The 16,630-nt window shown below is 47.5% G+C and carries 13 protein-coding genes; 5 read left to right on the plus strand and 8 right to left on the minus strand.

All coding sequences use genetic code 11. The features are described from left to right. Positions 1 to 315: 315 nt before the first annotated feature. From ACEW9O_RS17105 to ACEW9O_RS17125, 5 genes are all read left to right on the plus strand, one after another. Positions 316 to 552, plus strand: coding sequence for a helix-turn-helix domain-containing protein (locus tag ACEW9O_RS17105; RefSeq protein WP_373551402.1), 237 nt, complete (start codon positions 316 to 318; stop codon positions 550 to 552). Next, positions 549 to 890, plus strand: coding sequence for a hypothetical protein (locus ACEW9O_RS17110; RefSeq protein WP_373551403.1), 342 nt, complete (start codon positions 549 to 551; stop codon positions 888 to 890). Before ACEW9O_RS17105 ends, ACEW9O_RS17110 begins: the two co-directional genes overlap by 4 nt. Positions 891 to 1,513: 623 nt before the next feature. Beyond that, complete coding sequence (locus ACEW9O_RS17115) at positions 1,514 to 4,780, plus strand: PDZ domain-containing protein (RefSeq protein ID WP_373551404.1); 3,267 nt, start codon at positions 1,514 to 1,516, stop codon at positions 4,778 to 4,780. 9 nt (positions 4,781 to 4,789) lie between these two features. After that, complete coding sequence (locus ACEW9O_RS17120; RefSeq protein WP_373551405.1) at positions 4,790 to 5,902, plus strand: aminotransferase class I/II-fold pyridoxal phosphate-dependent enzyme; 1,113 nt, start codon at positions 4,790 to 4,792, stop codon at positions 5,900 to 5,902. Then, the gene (locus tag ACEW9O_RS17125) at positions 5,899 to 6,363 is read left to right on the plus strand and encodes a nucleoside deaminase (RefSeq protein WP_373551406.1); all 465 of its coding nucleotides are present in this window, start codon (positions 5,899 to 5,901) and stop codon (positions 6,361 to 6,363) included. The genes ACEW9O_RS17120 and ACEW9O_RS17125 overlap by 4 nt, the downstream gene beginning before the upstream one ends. A 244-nt stretch (positions 6,364 to 6,607) precedes the next feature. On the opposite strand, the gene tpiA is transcribed toward ACEW9O_RS17125, so the two are convergent. From tpiA to ACEW9O_RS17165, 8 genes are all read right to left on the minus strand, one after another. Further along, the gene (tpiA, locus tag ACEW9O_RS17130) at positions 6,608 to 7,369 is read right to left on the minus strand and encodes a triose-phosphate isomerase (RefSeq protein ID WP_373551407.1); all 762 of its coding nucleotides are present in this window, start codon (positions 7,367 to 7,369) and stop codon (positions 6,608 to 6,610) included. Between the two features lie 96 nt (positions 7,370 to 7,465). Continuing rightward, entirely contained in the window at positions 7,466 to 8,557 is a 1,092-nt protein-coding gene (gene bioB / locus ACEW9O_RS17135) for a biotin synthase BioB (protein WP_373551408.1), read from the minus strand. Positions 8,558 to 8,590: 33 nt separating this feature from the next. Beyond that, positions 8,591 to 9,745 carry a beta-ketoacyl synthase N-terminal-like domain-containing protein gene (locus tag ACEW9O_RS17140; protein WP_373551409.1) on the minus strand — a complete coding sequence of 385 codons (1,155 nt, stop codon included), beginning with the start codon at positions 9,743 to 9,745 and terminating at the stop codon, positions 8,591 to 8,593. A gap of 84 nt (positions 9,746 to 9,829) precedes the next feature. After that, a complete protein-coding gene (gene bioA, locus ACEW9O_RS17145) occupies positions 9,830 to 11,176 on the minus strand; it encodes an adenosylmethionine--8-amino-7-oxononanoate transaminase (RefSeq protein WP_373551410.1) in 1,347 nt (448 codons plus the stop codon). Between the two features lie 131 nt (positions 11,177 to 11,307). Next, positions 11,308 to 12,144 carry a DUF3883 domain-containing protein gene (locus ACEW9O_RS17150; protein WP_373551411.1) on the minus strand — a complete coding sequence of 279 codons (837 nt, stop codon included), beginning with the start codon at positions 12,142 to 12,144 and terminating at the stop codon, positions 11,308 to 11,310. Between the two features lie 392 nt (positions 12,145 to 12,536). Further along, positions 12,537 to 12,872, minus strand: a complete 336-nt coding sequence (locus ACEW9O_RS17155) for an Hpt domain-containing protein (RefSeq protein ID WP_373551412.1) — start codon at positions 12,870 to 12,872, stop codon at positions 12,537 to 12,539. After that, entirely contained in the window at positions 12,873 to 13,259 is a 387-nt protein-coding gene (locus tag ACEW9O_RS17160; RefSeq protein WP_373551413.1) for a response regulator, read from the minus strand. It abuts the gene before it with no gap. Further along, the gene (locus ACEW9O_RS17165; protein WP_373551414.1) at positions 13,256 to 16,558 is read right to left on the minus strand and encodes an ATP-binding protein; all 3,303 of its coding nucleotides are present in this window, start codon (positions 16,556 to 16,558) and stop codon (positions 13,256 to 13,258) included. The genes ACEW9O_RS17160 and ACEW9O_RS17165 overlap by 4 nt, the downstream gene beginning before the upstream one ends. Between the last annotated feature and the right edge of the window lie 72 nt (positions 16,559 to 16,630).

Consider the following 16,630-nt stretch of genomic DNA (forward strand, 5'->3'; position numbering starts at 1 on the left):
TCACTTGCCACCCTTCTATGACCCCATACATCTCTCCAGCGCTCCGCCGGAGACATTTTACTCTTCTTTCCATTTGTTTTTTGTGCCGAAATTTACACCGCCTTTAGATTAGCTACAAGATGGGCTTGCCCAGAGGGATACCTTTTATCTGTCAAAATACTTGCTGACAGCGAAGACCGGGCTACCAAAAATAAGGATGAAGTCATCAAACTCAAGCTTCAAGGATCAGATGAAGTAGTGATCATCCCCTTAAAAGCTTTACAATTATTGAATGCTATAATCAGCAATATGTCTCAGGGCAAATCAATTGCATTGATGCCTACGGATGCAGAAGTGAGCACACAGCAAGCTGCTGAAATTCTAAATGTCTCCAGGCCTCATGTAATCAAGCTACTAGAAAAAGGAGAAATTCCACACAAAAAGGTAGGTAGCCACAGAAGAATTTTACTACAAGACATTCTGAAGTATGAATCCAACTTCAAGTTAGATAGGAGAAAGAAACTGAACGCTTTAACTAAAGAGGCTCAGCAGCTAAATTTAGGTTACGAATGATATATTCTCCACGGTTTACCGTAATACTAGATGCTTGTGTTCTTTATCCAGCTCCAATTCGAGATATTTTACTGAATCTCGCCGACTTAGAGATTTATTCCCCAAAGTGGTCCGAGATCATACAAGAAGAGTGGATAAGAAATTTACTTAAAAATAGGCCTGACCTTAGCAGGCAGAAGTTGCGCAGAACGGCGCAAGTGATGAATGCTGCATTTCCAGATGCCGAAGTACATTCATTTGAAGAATTGATTGATCTTGTCGAATTACCGGATTTAGGGGACAGACATGTTCTTGCGGCAGGTATAAAGTGCAAAGCCGATGGGATTCATTACGTTTAATACCAAAGACTTTCCAAGAGAAAATTTAGATCAATATAACATAGAAGTTTACACCCCAGATGAATTTGTATATTTGTTGAATGAGTTGAATCCTTCGATTGTAAAACAGGCTTTTGAAAATCAACTGGCATCTTTGAAAAGCCCTCCGGTTTCAACAGAAAAGCTGATTAGCATCTTGGAAAAATGTGGACTACGGAACGCTTCAAAGTTTTTTATCTAGGAAAAATCACCAATGAAAACAATCGCTTCCCGAAAATACTTCATAAACGTCGCACGTTCAGGAAGCGTAACGTTAAAACATCATTCATCTGCCATGCTATACATTAAAAGCGGTAGTTCGTATAAATTAGCAGCTTTAGGCGGATGTGAATACGAGAGATAAGCATTCCTGAACTACTGAGTAGGTTTAAGTTGTTTGTTCGATCGATTCGTCCAAACAACTTAAACTCAGTCTAACAAGAAGGTGATTGACAATGATTTCATTTTTACTTTGTTTAGTGCTTGTCCCATTTTTTTGTCTGGGTTAAAAACGCCTCAATATTGCACCTAAGATTTGGTATTTCACCCTGCGATCCCTATATTTGTAGGCCATCAAAGCACCAAACCATAAAACCAAGTTCAAGATGAGTCCTGTTTTTCATCAACCCTTCAAGCATTTCTGCTGCCTTGTTTGTTTCATCCTAGCCGTATTTTTCCTCAACACTGGCCAAGCCCAAGGCACCCGCCTGCTGCGCCAACCCAGCCTCAGTGAAAAACACATCACCTTTGTATACGGCGGCGACCTATGGATCACTGACCGCACTGGTGGAGAAGCCCGGCGGCTTACCAGTACTGCTGCGGTGGAAAGTGACCCCCATTTTTCTCCCGATGGTCGCTGGATCGCTTTTACTTCCGATCGCACCGGGTCGAATTCCGTGTACATCGTCTCCATCGAGGGAGGCACTCCCACCCGCCTGACCTGGCATCCATCCGCCGCATTTGCGCGGGGTTGGACCAATGACGGGAAGCGGGTACTTTATGCCTCTTCCCGCGAAACCGCTCCCACTGCCTACAACCGCCTCTGGACGGTTGCCACCCAGGGTGGCCCCTCTACCCTACTGCCCGCACCCTGGGGTTTTGATGGCGCGTATGCCCCCAACCAGAACCGCATGGTCATCGACCGCATGAGCCGCTGGGACGTAGAATGGCGCGAATACCGGGGTGGCCAAAACACGGCTTTATCGATCCTGAACCTGGATGATTTGAGCGAAACACCCATTCCTTGTGAGCGCAGCACCGATACCCAACCCTTATGGCTCGGCAATACCATTTACTTCCTGTCGGACCGCGACTGGACCGTCAACATCTGGGCTTACACCCCAAGCACGGGCACTTTGGTACAAAAAACCAAGTTCACGGGCAGCAATGTAAAATGGCTATCCGGCGATAAAGGCACCCTGATTTTTGAAAGAGATGGCTACCTGCACACCCTGGAAGCCGCCTCAGGAAACCCCAAACAACTGGACATTACCGTACGTGGCGATTTCCCCTGGGCGGAAACCCGCTGGGAAAATGTCAACAAACGGGTCAGCAATGCAGCCCTTTCTCCAACTGGAAAAAGGGTGGCCATGGAAGCCCGCGGCGAAATCTTTACCGTCCCCGTGGCCAATGGCGACGCCCGTAACCTCACCCGCAGCACCGCCGTGGCCGATCGTGCCCCAATTTGGTCGCCCGATGGCAATAGGGTTGCCTGGTTTTCGGACGCTAGCGGTGAAGGTTACGCACTCCTCATTGCCAATCAGGACGGCCTGTCTGCCCCCCGCAGCATCTCGATTGGAGAATCAAAAATGGCCTGGGAACCCACCTGGTCACCCGATGGCAAACGCATCGCTTTTTGTGATGATGACGTCCGCATTCGGGTAGTGGAAGTAGAATCAGGAAAAATCATCACTGCTGATATTGGCGGGCTCAACATTGAGCGTGGCTCGCTGGGCCTCAACTGGTCGCCCGACTCTAAATGGCTGGCCTATGCCAAAACGGCATCCAACAATTTCCGGCGCATCATGCTTTGGTCGGTAGCTACTGGCACCAGTCGCCCGCTGACCGATCCACTAGCCGATGGTTTTGCGCCAGCCTGGGACCGTGGAGGTCGTTACCTCTACTTCTTGGCGAGCACCGAAGTTGCCCTCGGTTCGGGCTGGGCCAACACCAGTTCCACCCAGTCCAATCCCGCGTACGGCGCCTATGTGGTCGTGCTGCGCAAAGACGACCCCTCCCCTTTCCCACCCAAAAGTGACGAAGAACCCGACACCACTGGTGCCGCAAAAAAAGCGATCAAGCCCGAGAAAAAACCCGCCAAAGATTCGATTGAACTCGTACGCATTGACTGGGAAAAAATTGACCGCCGCATCCTGGCGCTGCCCATGCCTGTACGCAATTATGATGCAGTACAAGCTGGGCCTAAAGGATCGGTATTCATTGGAGAGCTAATCCCCAATGCACCGGGCATGCTGCTGCATAAGTTTTCGCTAGAAGACCGCAAAGCCAGCGAGTTTGCCCGTGGCGTACAAAGGATTTCGGTATCTGCCGATGGTGAAAAAATCCTTCTGCAATCGGGCGGATCCTGGCGGGTAGTTGGCACCGCCAAAGCCCCAGCTCCTGGCGAAGGTGGTTTGGCCATTACTTTGCGGATGCAACTGGATCGTGTGGCCGAGTGGCAACAAATGTTCAACGAAACCTGGCGCTACGAACGGGATTATTTCTACGATCCCAATATGCATGGGCGCGACTGGTTGCAAGTCAAGGCCCGTTACGCGCCGCTCATTCCTTACATCCGGCACCGCAGCGATTTGAATTACGTGTTGGATCAGGTGAATGGAGAATTGTCGGTTGGCCATAGTTTTGTCTCTGGTGGCGATTTCCCGGCGGTGGATACTGTGCGGGTCGGACTATTGGGTGCTGATTTGGTTGCCGAGAATGGTTTTTGGCGCTTCAAACGCATTTACACAGCGGAAAGCTGGAATCCGGGGCTTCGAGCCCCCCTCGATCGCCCCAACCTCAAGGTGCAAGAAGGGCACTACCTCTTGGGCGTGGATGGTGTACCCCTTACCGCAGCCGATGATCCCTACCGCTTGCTGGACGGTACCGCTGGACGGCAAACCGTACTCCAGATCAATGAGCGCCCCTCTATGGATGGGGCCTGGAAAGAAATTGTGGAACCCATCGCGAATGAAAATGCCCTGCGCCAACGCGCCTGGGTGGAAGACAACCGGAGAAAGGTAGATGAACTATCCGGCGGGAAACTGGCCTACATCTGGATTCCCAATACGGGCGACCCCGGTCTAGTTTCTTTCAATCGTTACTTTTTTGCGCAGCAAGACAAAGAAGGAGCGGTTATCGATGAACGTTTCAATGGTGGTGGTTTGCTCGACGACTACATGGTGGACCTGATGACGCGCAAACTGCGGGCAGCCTATACGAATGAAGTGCCGAATGGTGCACCGGGTCGCCTCCCGGCAGGTATTCTGGGCCCCAAGGCGCTACTCATCAATGAACTGGCGGGTTCCGGTGGCGACTTTTTCCCCTGGGTGTTCCGGCATCAGCAGGCGGGCCCACTCATCGGTGCGCGCACTTGGGGCGGATTGGTAAAGTCTTCGGTACATTATGCCTTGATTGACGGTGGCAGGGTAACAGCTCCCGACAATGGCATCTTTGATCCCAATGCCAAGCGCTGGATCGCCGAAAACGAAGGGGTAGCCCCGGATATTGAGGTAAAAATCACTGCGAGGTCTACTGCGGATGGGCATGATTTGCAACTGGAAAGAGCCGTAAAAGAGGTGCTGGATTTGCTCAAACAACAGGGGCCAGTTAAGGTGACGGTGCCACCTTATTCCACACCTGCGAAGCACTGATCAAACACGATGAACATCAAAGATTTTTCCATCGAAAGGTACTTTGCCAAATATGAATTTACGGCAAAGTACCTTTTATCCAGTTCCGATTGTGATGGTTTTCCCATGCAGTACGTCCTTGATTTGGCCTCAAATGAAGAACGAACAAGGTGGGAGACCTTAAAATTGGGTTATACCGAAACCCGGGGTAGCCTGGAGTTGAGGAAGGCCATCACCCAGCATTATCAGCACATTAGTGTTGACAATGTGGTGGTTAGTTCCCCTGGAGAGGCCAATTTTGCCTTGATGAATGTTTTGTTGCAAAAGGACGACGAGGTCATTTGTATGTCGCCCATGTACCAATCTTTGTACCAGGTGGCTAAAAGTATTGGGTGCAAGCTGGTTTTTTGGCAAGCGGAAATCCGCAACAATCAATGGTATTTTGACCCGGCCCGGCTTGAAAGTCTGGTCACTCCCAAGACGAAATTGATCATTACCAATTTCCCACACAATCCAACCGGCTATTCCCCTAATGCTGACGATTGGGATGCCATCATCGGCATTGCGCGAAAAAATGGCATTGCCTTGTTTTCCGATGAAATGTACCGCTTTCTGAGCCACGCCCCCAGCAACGATACCCGTTCTGCCTGTGATCTTTATGAAAATGCCATCAGCTTGTGGGGAACTGCCAAAACCTTTGGCTTGGCAGGATTAAGATTGGGTTGGTTGACCAGCCGCAATACCGAAATCCTCAGTAAAGTGGAAGCATTTAAAGATTACCTGTCCATTTGCAACAACGCGCCCAGTGAGGTTTTGGCAACAATCGCGCTGAACAACCAAGCCAAATTCGTCGGGCCCAACATCCTGAAAATAAGCAACAACCTAAAGCTCTTCAAAAGCTTCTGCGAAAGGAATGCTCATTTCCTGAACTTCCATTTGCCCAACTCCGGTTCAACCGCTTTTGTTGAGTTGAAAATAAAGGAGACCGCCATGGAATTTGCTGAAAAATTGGTCCGGGATACCGGCATCATGATTTTGCCTTCAGAGACCTTTGACTATGGCACCAAACACACCAGAATTGGCTTCGGACGGGAGAATTTTGCCGAAATCCTAGGCGTTTTTGAGCAGTATATCCACAGATGACGCTGAATATGACTAAAGTGGAACAAGCAGCCTACGAAGACTACATGAGGGTATGTCTCGATCTTGCTCAAATTGCCAAGGCTAGAGGAGACAGTCCGGTCGGTTCCATTTTGGTGCAAAACGGAAAAGTAGTCGCAGAAGGTATTGAAGGTGGAAAAACGCACCAAGACATCACTTTTCACGCTGAAATTGAAGCCATCAGGAATGCTCGAACTACTTTAGGAAAGACCGACTTATCCGACTGTATTTTGGTGACCACCCACGAACCCTGCATCATGTGTTCCTATGTGATCCGGCACCACAGAATAAAGCTGATCATTGTTGGACTAACGACCGGGGAAGTAGGAGGCTATAGTTCTGCTCTGCCCGTGTTGTTGGATAGAAGCATCAGCAAATGGGCTGAGCCTCCAAGAATTATTGAAGGGATTTTGGCTCAGGCGTGTCGGGGGTTAAATGAGTGAAACAGACTACTTATTTGGTGGGGGATGAAAAATTTTAGTTTTGCGTTGAATCGGAAATTGAAGTGACTTGGGCATCCCGAATTTTTCGAGAAATCACCAAAGCAACATTTTTTAACACAAAGAACTCAAAGGCAGCACAAAGATCACAAAGTTAGACGTTGACGACGCTTCACTTGGTGTACTTTGTGCTGTCTTTGTATTATTGATGTTGATTTGAGAATTTGGAAAGACTCAAATTCACTCCTTACTTCGTCGCTTCCACAATCGTAATGAACTCATCCGCCTTCAAGGAAGCGCCGCCTACCAGGCCACCATCCACATCGGGTTGAGCAAAAAGTACGGCTGCGTTGCCTCCATTTACACTACCGCCGTATAGGATGCTTGTAGCATCGGCAGCTTCGGCACCATATTTGCTGGCCAATAGCGCACGAATGGCCGCGTGCATGTCCTGAGCCTGTTCTGGAGAAGCGGTACGCCCGGTACCAATCGCCCAGATGGGTTCGTAAGCGATCACTACCTTGGCAAAATCTTCCGCACTCAGGTGGAAAAGTCCCGCTTTGATTTGCGCTTCCACATGGGCGATATGAGTGTCCGCATCGCGAATGTCCAGGCTTTCACCGCAGCAAAAGATGGGTAGCAAACCAGCTGCCAATACTTTGTCTACTTTTTTGGCCAGCAGTTCATCCGACTCAGCAAAGTATTCGCGGCGCTCGGAGTGGCCGAGGATGACGTAGCTCACGCCTACTGATTTCAGCATCTCGACTGAAATTTCGCCCGTGTAAGCACCCTTGTCTTCCTGATGGCAGTTTTGGGCACCAGTATACAAATTGCTTACCCCATTGATCAGTTCCTGTACCAGAGACAAGTGAATAAAAGGGGTACAAAGCACCACCTTCGTATCGGAAAGTTTCAGGCGTGCTACAATTTCCAATGCCAGCTCACGGCCTTCGCCGTAATTTTTGTTCATCTTCCAGTTGCCAGCAACGATTTGTTGACGTGTTTTCATGTTATCCGGGTTGTTGGGGCAGCCCTATGTGGCTGCCCTTTGATGATATTTCGTCGAGGCAGCCTTGGCTGCCTGGGCGCCCACAGAGGGGCGCCCCTACAATGCTTTGCGTTTTTCCTTGCCCATTTCCGCGTACTTGACATTGGCTTCGATGCGGTGGCCGGGGCGCGACCATTTGATTTCTTCGGCTACGGCTACCTCTTCTTCCACGATTTCGGGTACAAATCCATCGGCGAAGGGGCGTTTGGGCAACAAACCCAGCGCGTTGAACATGTCCATGTCCTCGTAAGCGTCTGGATTTGGCGTAGTGAGCAGTTTTTCGCCCGCAAAAATAGAGCCAGCTCCGGCCATAAAGCAGAGGGCCTGACCTTCCTGGCTCATTTCGGTACGGCCAGCCGACAGGCGTACCGTGGTTTGGGGCATCACGATTCTGGTGGTAGCTACCATGCGAATGATGTCCCACATCGGGATGGGCTCAATGTCTTCCATGGGAGTACCTTCTACTGCCACCAGAGCATTGACAGGTACCGATTCAGGGATGGGATTGAGCTGAGACAGGGTCAACAACATCTTACAACGGTCCTCGATTGATTCACCCATGCCGATGATGCCGCCGGAACAAACCGTCAGGTTGGCTTTGCGTACATTGGAGAGGGTTTTGAGTCGATCATCGTAACTGCGGGTGGAAATGATGTCGTCGTAATATTCTTCCGACGTATCGAGGTTGTGGTTGTAGGCATACAGGCCTGCATTGGCGAGGCGCTTGGCCTGGTGCTCGTTGAGCATACCCAGAGTACAACAAACTTCCATGTCAAGGCCACGAACGGTTTTAACCAATTCAATGACATGGTCAAAATCGGCATCGTCTTTCACCGAACGCCAGGCTGCGCCCATACACAAACGGGAAGCACCAATCGCCTGGGCCTGAAGTGCTGCAGAGCGAACCGAATCCACCGTCATCATGGGTTCGTTTTCCACACCAGTATGATAGCGGGCGGCCTGTGGGCAATAGCCACAATCTTCAGGGCAACCACCTGTTTTTACCGAAACCAAGGTGCTGATCTGCACTTCGCGAGGATTATGGTGCTGGCGGTGCACGGTAGCCGCCTGAAAAACAAGTTCCAACAAAGGAGTATGATAAACTTCCAGGATTGCTTCTAAAGTCCAGTGTTTTTGTGTTTCAGCCATGTTTGAGTTTTTAAGTCGACAATTTTGTCCCAATTACTTATTCCCTTTACGCAGCAAAATGCTGACCGAATTCCCGCCAAAACCCTGGGCATTGACCAGGATGGTTTCGGGTGCCGGGATTTCCGTAGTAGCGGCGGCAAGATAGGGAATTCCAATAAATTGACCGTGGATTAACATCAGTAAGGCAAATTCCAAACTCAGGCCGCCCGATGCACCCAGGGTATGGCCCAATTTCCATTTGTTGTTGGTTACCGCAGGCATGTCCTGGCCAAATACTGCTTGAATGGCGTGCATTTCGGTGGCGTCCCCTTGTTTGGTTCCCGGAGCATGGGTGACCACTACATCCACTTTGGGGCAACCCGCTTCTTCCCAAGCCATGCGCATGGCGCGTTGCAGCCCGTCCGCATTTTTGGTTACGTTGGTGGGCGTCCCACCCCATTCGGTAGTGAAGCCGATGCCCTCGATCCAGGCGATGGCTTCGGCGGGGTCTTTTTCCATACAAAAACAAGCCGCGCCTTCTCCCAAAGCCATGGTATTCGCCGTTTTTTGCAGGTCCAGGGAACGCACCGGGTAATCGTAATCTTCCACTCCGGCCATGATGCGCAAGGCTTTCATTTGGGCGATGGTGAAGGGGGTCAAGGGTGCTTCGGTTCCGCCTGCGAGGTAACGTTGCACCCGACCACTTTCCAACCAGGTCACGCCGCTTAGAATTGCGTGGAGAGCAGTGCTACAGGTAACCGAGTGCTCGGCCACCATGTCTCCGCTGCGCAAATGATAGCCCACCCAGGAGGAAAGATTGCCTAATGTGGTGAGCGGTGAAGTCATGGGAGAAAGGCCACCTTCGATGCCGCCTTCCCATTGCTGGTGATAATGCTCCCAGGTATTGGTTGCGCCACGCGAGGAGCCAATTTGAATGCCCAAACCCGGTCCCGCCTGCCAGTCTGCTCGCGATACCGCCTGTTCCGCCGCCGTAATGGCCAGCAGTACCGAGCGATCCACCTGAAAATAGTGTTTATCGCTGGCACACAATTTGATAATTCTGGACTCCGCTGCAACGGGCAAACGGCCCATCCAGTGCCCATAAGCGTCTTGTACGAGGTAATGCCGTGCTGTTTGAAGATAGCTGCTCCAGGGATCAAAACCCAAAGCGGAAATACTGCCCCAGCCGGTTATGCCGATTTTGCTCATCGTTTATCATTTCGGAATGGGGATTTCGGATTTCGGAAGTGTTCCAAGCTTGGAAATTTACGAGTATCCTAGATCACAGTGTACTTATTCTGCACAATCTCCCATATCCAACTCGGAGGGATTCCGAAATCCGAAATCCGCAACCCGAAATCCCAAATCAAGTGCTTTTTCTATCGCCGCATACACCTGATCCAACTGGACATCGGTGATGCAATAGGGCGGCAGAACGTACACCACATTTCCCAAAGGCCGCAAAATTAAACCATGCTGAAGGAAAAATCGGTACAAATGGTCTCTTAAATTATTAAAATAACCGCTGTTGCTTTCGGTCTTGAATTCTATCGCCAGAATGGTACCTGTTTGGCGTAGGTTTAGCACCTGGTGATGGTTTTTAATTTTTGCCAAAAAAGCAGCCTGCCGTTGCACCAGGCGTTGGATGTTTTGCTGGGTTTCTTCCGACAATAAAAGATCTAAACTCGCCAAGGCCACTGCACATCCGAGTGGGTTTCCGGTAAAGGAATGGCCATGGTAGAGCGCCTTCATTTTGTCGTCGGAATAAAAAGCTTGATAAATTGCTTCGGTACAGGTGGTCAGCGCCATGGGCAACATTCCGCCCGTTAGTCCTTTGGAAAGGGCGATGATGTCCGGTTTTTCGGTACAGTGCAGGGTAGCAAATAGTCTGCCCGTCCGGCCAAATCCTGTCATTACCTCATCTGCGATGCACAGCGCACCGTACTTTTTACACAAGGCCATCAATTGATCCAATACCTCCGGGGTGTACATCAACATTCCAGCGGCCCCCAAAACCAAGGGCTCAAATACAAAAGCGGCAACGTCGCCTTTTTGTAAATGGGCTTCAAGGGCTTGCATACAGGCCGCCTCCTGCCCGGGTACTGGGGTCGGAATGCGTTCGACCTGGTACAAAAAGTCCTGAAAGGCATCGTAAAAGGACAAATCGCCTCCCACCGACATGGTGCCAAAGGTATCCCCGTGGTAGGCCAAATCAAAAGCGATGACTTTTTTGCGGGTGATGCCCTGGTTGTAAAAATACTGGATGGCCATTTTAATGCCGACCTCCACTGCGGTGGAACCATTGTCGGAGAAAAAAACCTTGCTTTGCCCTTCAGGTAGCAAGGGCAACAACCGTTCAGCCAGCTCTATCGCGCTCGGGTGGGTGAAACCTGCAAAGATAACGTGTTCGAGTTTGTGGGCTTGTGTTGCCAGTTTTTCGGCCATATAGGGATGGGCGTGGCCGTGGATATTGGTCCACCAGGAGGCTACGGCGTCGATGTAGACCTTGCCAGATTCGTCGTATAGCTCGGCGCCTTTACCCGCCACGATGGCGATTGGGGCATCGGCGGTTTTCATTTGGGTGTAGGGGTGCCAGATGTGGGCACGGTCGCGGGTGATCCAGTTGGGTTGTGTCGGCATTGCAATAACAGTTTGGGTTAGCCCCATACGGGTTTTATATGAGACAGCAAAAATGCGGGGACAAAGTTCATTTTTTTAGGAAGGCGAGCAAATTTTTAAAGTCGGGAAATTCATTTTCGAGTTTGGTGGCATCAAAAATACCCTTTAAAAGTCATTGGGATAGATGAACAAATAGTATCCAGTGTTCCCTTTTTGACAAACATTTTTGCGTCTTTTTCAAAGTTAAATAACCGGTACAAATGATAGTCATGTGACTTACTCTGCGAAAACAACAGCTCATTGCGTGAGAAGAAAAAAGGTGTTTCCTTTCCTAGCTTGGTTGTTTTGACCTCAATGTATTTATCGGTTCCATTAAGGTTTCTAGAAAGGATATCAAACCCAGCTCCATCTCCTTCTTCTTTTGAAATCCACCTTACCTGATCCGCCAGATTTTCTTTTCCGGAAATGGTAAGTTGCCACTTTTCATATTTCAAAGCCATTTCCTCTCCCAAAAACCCTAGTTTTCTATTTTGCTGTTCCTGCTCTAAATAATTTGTCTTAATTGGGTTTCTGGTGTAAACTACTGCTGGCTCTTCAACCCTATTCCTGACCAGGGGTGCTTCCTCGATTAGTTGACTAAAGTTGCTACTGATCTCCAATGGTCTGATTTCTTTATCTGCGAATTGCTTAAATTGTTCTTCTATGGACTGGTGCCCTATGAGGTAGTCAATTACCTTATCTTCCAACAAACTTTGGTAGTTGAAGCGAGGTAAATATCCTTTTATGTAAGGCTGCCCCAAATTGATTAAAACAGCGCTAATATTTTGGTGTTTGAATTCGCAAGAACCATCCGAACGCTTATTGAGCAAAGGTAGTAACCGTCTTCTGTGTTCAGACTTCTTATAGCTCTGACCAGATAACTCTTTTAAAAGCATACTGAAATAATCAGCTACGATCAACTCGACTTCAAGGTTAGACCAGTCATTCATTTTTCTACCTTTAAATAACGCTCAAAAAGAACTGGATCATAACAAATATACCCCAATCTCCCCAACATTCCAAACCCGAACACATTGGATTAAAAAATAATTTCAAAGGTAAAACAACACTAAAGCGACATTCTTTTAGCACAAAGGGAAAATAGAGGACTCAAAGTACACAAAGTTAGACGTTGACGATTCTCTGTGTCCTCTGTGTGTCTTTGTGTTCTTTGTGAAAATATGTGGCTTCGGTATTTATTCGAAAACCAAAAGATGAATGAATGGCCATCAAAAAATTTCTTGCTGAATGAATTCCAATAATGATTGAATTTGTGCCTAGGTATTTAAGCTGTGCAAACAAATCCTCAGTCATTCCTGCCCCTGGGCACGGTCGTGGAAGATCAAAGTTGCCCCAACATCTCCCTAAGTGCTTCCTCCGAATTGGTAGAAATTACCAGCGACGCATTGAATAGTTTTTCAACCACATCGTAGTTTCCCAACTTTACCGCTTCTTCTATTTTAATGAGTTCTTCTTTTAAACTACTAATTCCCATAAAATCGGCCTGCGGTTTTAAGGAATGTGCATTGATACGCAGTTGCTCCCAATCTCCATCGTTGAGGTTGCGCTGCATCTCCTCAAAGGTTTTTGGCGCTACATCAAGGTACAAGGAAATGTAGCGCTTCATCTTTTGGGGATCTTCTTTGGTAAATTTTTTTAAAAAGCTTAAGTCGACCATTTACACATTGGCTTTAATCAGTTCGAAAATCTCCTTAAAGGCATCTTGCCCCTTAATCACGTAGTGTACAGCGCCATACATGATGGTTTGTGCGGCGGTTCCATAACTTTCCTGACTGGACAGCATGATTACGGGTAAAGCTCTTTTGCGCTTTTTGATTTGCTTCAAGATGTCGATCCCATTTGCGGCATCTCTTTCTTTCGAGTTTAGGTAATAGTCCAACACGATAACATCTGGTTGTTCATCCAGGCTTTGTAAACAGGCTTCTCCAGTTGAAAAGGATGTTATTTGGAACCCCTCATACTGGTCCTTTAAATAGTCCGTCAACATTTCGGATAACAAGAGCTCATCGTCTACGATGAAAATCTTTGGATTGCTTTTTATCATGCGTTTTTGTTTTTTAGGTTATAAATTTTGTGTAGCAATTCATCGGTATCAAAAGGCTTCCCAATAAAATCGTTCATCCCGGCCTGGTAGCACAATTCGACCTCTTCCTTGAGCACATTCGCAGTCATGGCGATGATGGGCGTATTAGCCTTTTCATTGTCCAGGTTCCTGATGGCTTTGGTGGCTTCAAATCCATTCATCGTCGGCATTTGTACGTCCATCAAAATCACATCAAACGCGGATGATTTCAATTTCTCCACCGCAATCAATCCATTTTCAGCTAGCGTCACGTTTACCCCTTCAATGGCGTCTTCCAATTCTTCCTGCGCCACTACCGCGTTGAATTGGTTGTCTTCCACCAGGAGGATGTGAATGCCCTTGAGTGCCTCGGCCACATTGGCATTTGCATCTTCCGCTTGGGGGGCCTCAATGGCAGTGTCGGTAAGATCATAAGGAATGGTAAAATGAAACTGGCTGCCTTTGCCTTTTTCACTTTCCACCCAGATTTTGCCGCCGTGTAACTCCACCAGTTTTTTGGAAATGCTCAAACCTAAACCAGTGCCGCCGAACTTCCGGGAAGTGTCGCTGTATGCCTGCTCAAAAGATTTAAAGATTTTATCCATCCGATCCTGGTCAATACCAATGCCAGTATCGGAAATGATGAAATGCACATTCATTTTCTCCCCGCTCTGCTCCGATTTTACGGAAGTGGTAACCAAGCCTTTTTCGGTAAACTTAATGGCGTTGCCGATCAAATTGAGGAGAATTTGGCGCAGGCGGGTGGCATCGCCCTGAACGGTCAGATTTTCTTCCGGAATATCTTTCAGCAGTTCCAGACCCTTTTCTTCAGCCTTAAACTGCATGATGGTATGCACATTATTGACCAGTTCAACGACAGAAAAAGGTTCCTGCTCTAATTCAACTTTACCAGCCTCTATTTTTGAAATATCCAGAATATCATTGATGATGACCAGCAGGGAATCAGAAGATTGTTTAATGCCTTCCAGGTATTCTTTCTGGTCGTCTTTGGGATTGCGCCTTAATAATATGTCCGTCATGCCCTTGATGGCATTCATGGGGGTACGAATCTCGTGGCTCATGTTGGCGAGGAACTGGTGCTTGGCGCGTTCACTGGCTTGCGCTTTTTCTTTTTCGGCCTGATCTTCCCGCAATTGTTTGATGTAATAGGCGGTAATCAGCATCAATCCCAGCGTGGATAAAGTCCATAAAACATATGAAATGCGTATCATGCCATCAGAGCCCGAAAACGTGATTACCAAAGCAAGGATAAAAGGACTGATACATAGCACATAAAACAACAAGAACAAATTCGCAAATTTAACCCGCTTTATAGCCGCATAAATGGCCTGAATAAACAGTATTATCGCTACAAACGGGATAAAATAACTCAATACGCGGTCGATTACCGGCGAATCAGCAGCAGCTGAAAGTGGTGCAAAAAAATAATGATAGGACAGTGTTCCCAAAGAAATAAGCAGGAGGATCAGCAAGGTTATAAATATTATCCGGTTGGCTTTGCAAATCCAACTAGACCACTGTTTGATATTCAATATGGTTTCGGCAAATTTAAACAAGCCCAATATGATGATGGATCCTGCAAAAGCACTAATAGCCGTATTGTATTGAAATTGACTAAAAATATTTGAATTGTTAAACATGTTGATAAAAAGTCCTGTAAACATCAACAGCAGATAAAGGTATGAACGCTCCTTGTTGATCAGGAAAAAAATGAAATAATACAGCATCAAGATCAGTGTAACGCCTATCATGATGTAATGCGGCAGGTATTGTTGGTTGTGATCGTACCACAGTTGAGGCTCCTCAAAATGGACGATCTCAAATTTAGTAAGCGTTGTAGATGAATTGGGAAATAGCTTATTGGATTTGAATTGGATAAAAATGGTCAGGCTGTCATTGTAGGGGGCATTGATGCGGATGATGTTGTATAAGCCGGGAACCATTTTTTGCTCATCCGCTAGGTTCGTTCCCGTACGATACTTTTTGTAATTCTTGTACACGTCTGGCACATAAACCTCCACATCATCCCATTGTTCGGGTAGCATAAATGAGTGTTTGGCGGTGTTTTTCGCCGTATTCACCACCTTCAATTGCGCCCAATAACCGACCGATGGTTTTCGGTCCATTATTTGGTAAGGATACATGGGAGCCAACTTGTCCCAGTTATTTACTACATCCTTCAGGTTGTATTGCTGATTGGGGTCTTCGATAAAGTTCAAGGAATGAATGATATGGATTAATCTGCGTGGTTGAAGATAGTCATGCGTATGCGTTATGGAGTCCGGGATATGGTAGTACCCACCGAATTCCAGAAAGTATCGGGAATCTGCCAACATCAGGCAAACCAACTCTGGGCGCCAACTGGCGTTGTTGCTTTTTCTTGCGCCTTCTAATCTAAGATACAGTGTTTTAACCTCGTCTTTTTCTATTGCCAATTCAAAAAAATTGGCACCATATTTAAAATCTTTTTCTTTTGGCGAAAGTGCCAGTCCAAATTTAAAATGCTCCTTTTTTTTGCTTTTTGATGATACGTATAAATCTACCTTGTCCCAACTTGCTCCCCAAGATCTCCCGATCTGAAATAAATTAGGATCCAGCTTTGTGTTGCTGCCCACTACTTTCAACTTAACCCAATACACGGCATCCTGATTAAACAAGGTCTTCGAAACGGTATAACTGGCATCCGACGCTCTTAGCTTATTCAATTCATTTCCCGGTTCAAGAGTGAAATTGTTTTTGTACCTCGCTTGAAATGCGGGGGAGCTGATTTCATCAAAGGTTAATTTACCTGTTCTATCCTCCAGGAGCTGTAGTTCATCGTAGACATAGGGCTCTTGATTGGAATGAGGATCTTGCTTATTTCCAAAAATTTGGAGTTCTTCATCCAGGTGGTAGCCATAGGCAACTGCCAATTTTTGAATCAGCAGCTCATATTGGTCTCGTTGTTTGGTGTCTCCCTTCAAGTGATACACTTTTGAGAGCAATCGGTACGCATCCCGCAGGTTGGCTGTGTCTTTATTTGCAATGGCCGCCGCCACTACCTGCCTGGTTTGGGAAATGGCTGCATCATAAGCTTTGTTTTCTATCGCCTTGTAGATGGTTGAAAGCAATTGTTGCCGGGTTTTAAAACCTCGTGGCAGGGTCGTTTTTTCAGCTATAGAATCTATGGGTCTGCTATCCTGTACGTTCTTTTGAGCTGGGCATAAATGTGCGCCTACCAAAAGCAACAAAAGAGGTAATAAAATTTTGCTTGAATTCATCCTGGTCAATTTGTTGACTAAAAGTAGGGTATCCTATTCGTAAGCGCTGCATTTGAGTTATCAGAAGGTAAG

The organism is Haliscomenobacter sp. (assembly GCF_041740695.1).
In the GTDB taxonomy this organism is placed as follows: Bacteria; Bacteroidota; Bacteroidia; order Chitinophagales; family Saprospiraceae; genus Haliscomenobacter.

Coding starts and splice junctions, on each gene's coding strand:
- ACEW9O_RS17155 (WP_373551412.1), bottom strand. CDS start 12,872: ATGGTCGACTTAAGCTTTTTAAAAAAATTTACCAAAGAAGATCCCCAA.
- bioB (WP_373551408.1), bottom strand. CDS start 8,557: ATGGCTGAAACACAAAAACACTGGACTTTAGAAGCAATCCTGGAAGTT.
- ACEW9O_RS17115 (WP_373551404.1), top strand. CDS start 1,514: ATGAGTCCTGTTTTTCATCAACCCTTCAAGCATTTCTGCTGCCTTGTT.
- ACEW9O_RS17110 (WP_373551403.1), top strand. CDS start 549: ATGATATATTCTCCACGGTTTACCGTAATACTAGATGCTTGTGTTCTT.
- ACEW9O_RS17150 (WP_373551411.1), bottom strand. CDS start 12,144: ATGAATGACTGGTCTAACCTTGAAGTCGAGTTGATCGTAGCTGATTAT.
- tpiA (WP_373551407.1), bottom strand. CDS start 7,369: ATGAAAACACGTCAACAAATCGTTGCTGGCAACTGGAAGATGAACAAA.
- ACEW9O_RS17105 (WP_373551402.1), top strand. CDS start 316: ATGCCTACGGATGCAGAAGTGAGCACACAGCAAGCTGCTGAAATTCTA.
- bioA (WP_373551410.1), bottom strand. CDS start 11,176: ATGCCGACACAACCCAACTGGATCACCCGCGACCGTGCCCACATCTGG.
- ACEW9O_RS17165 (WP_373551414.1), bottom strand. CDS start 16,558: ATGAATTCAAGCAAAATTTTATTACCTCTTTTGTTGCTTTTGGTAGGC.
- ACEW9O_RS17160 (WP_373551413.1), bottom strand. CDS start 13,259: ATGATAAAAAGCAATCCAAAGATTTTCATCGTAGACGATGAGCTCTTG.
- ACEW9O_RS17140 (WP_373551409.1), bottom strand. CDS start 9,745: ATGAGCAAAATCGGCATAACCGGCTGGGGCAGTATTTCCGCTTTGGGT.
- ACEW9O_RS17120 (WP_373551405.1), top strand. CDS start 4,790: ATGAACATCAAAGATTTTTCCATCGAAAGGTACTTTGCCAAATATGAA.
- ACEW9O_RS17125 (WP_373551406.1), top strand. CDS start 5,899: ATGACGCTGAATATGACTAAAGTGGAACAAGCAGCCTACGAAGACTAC.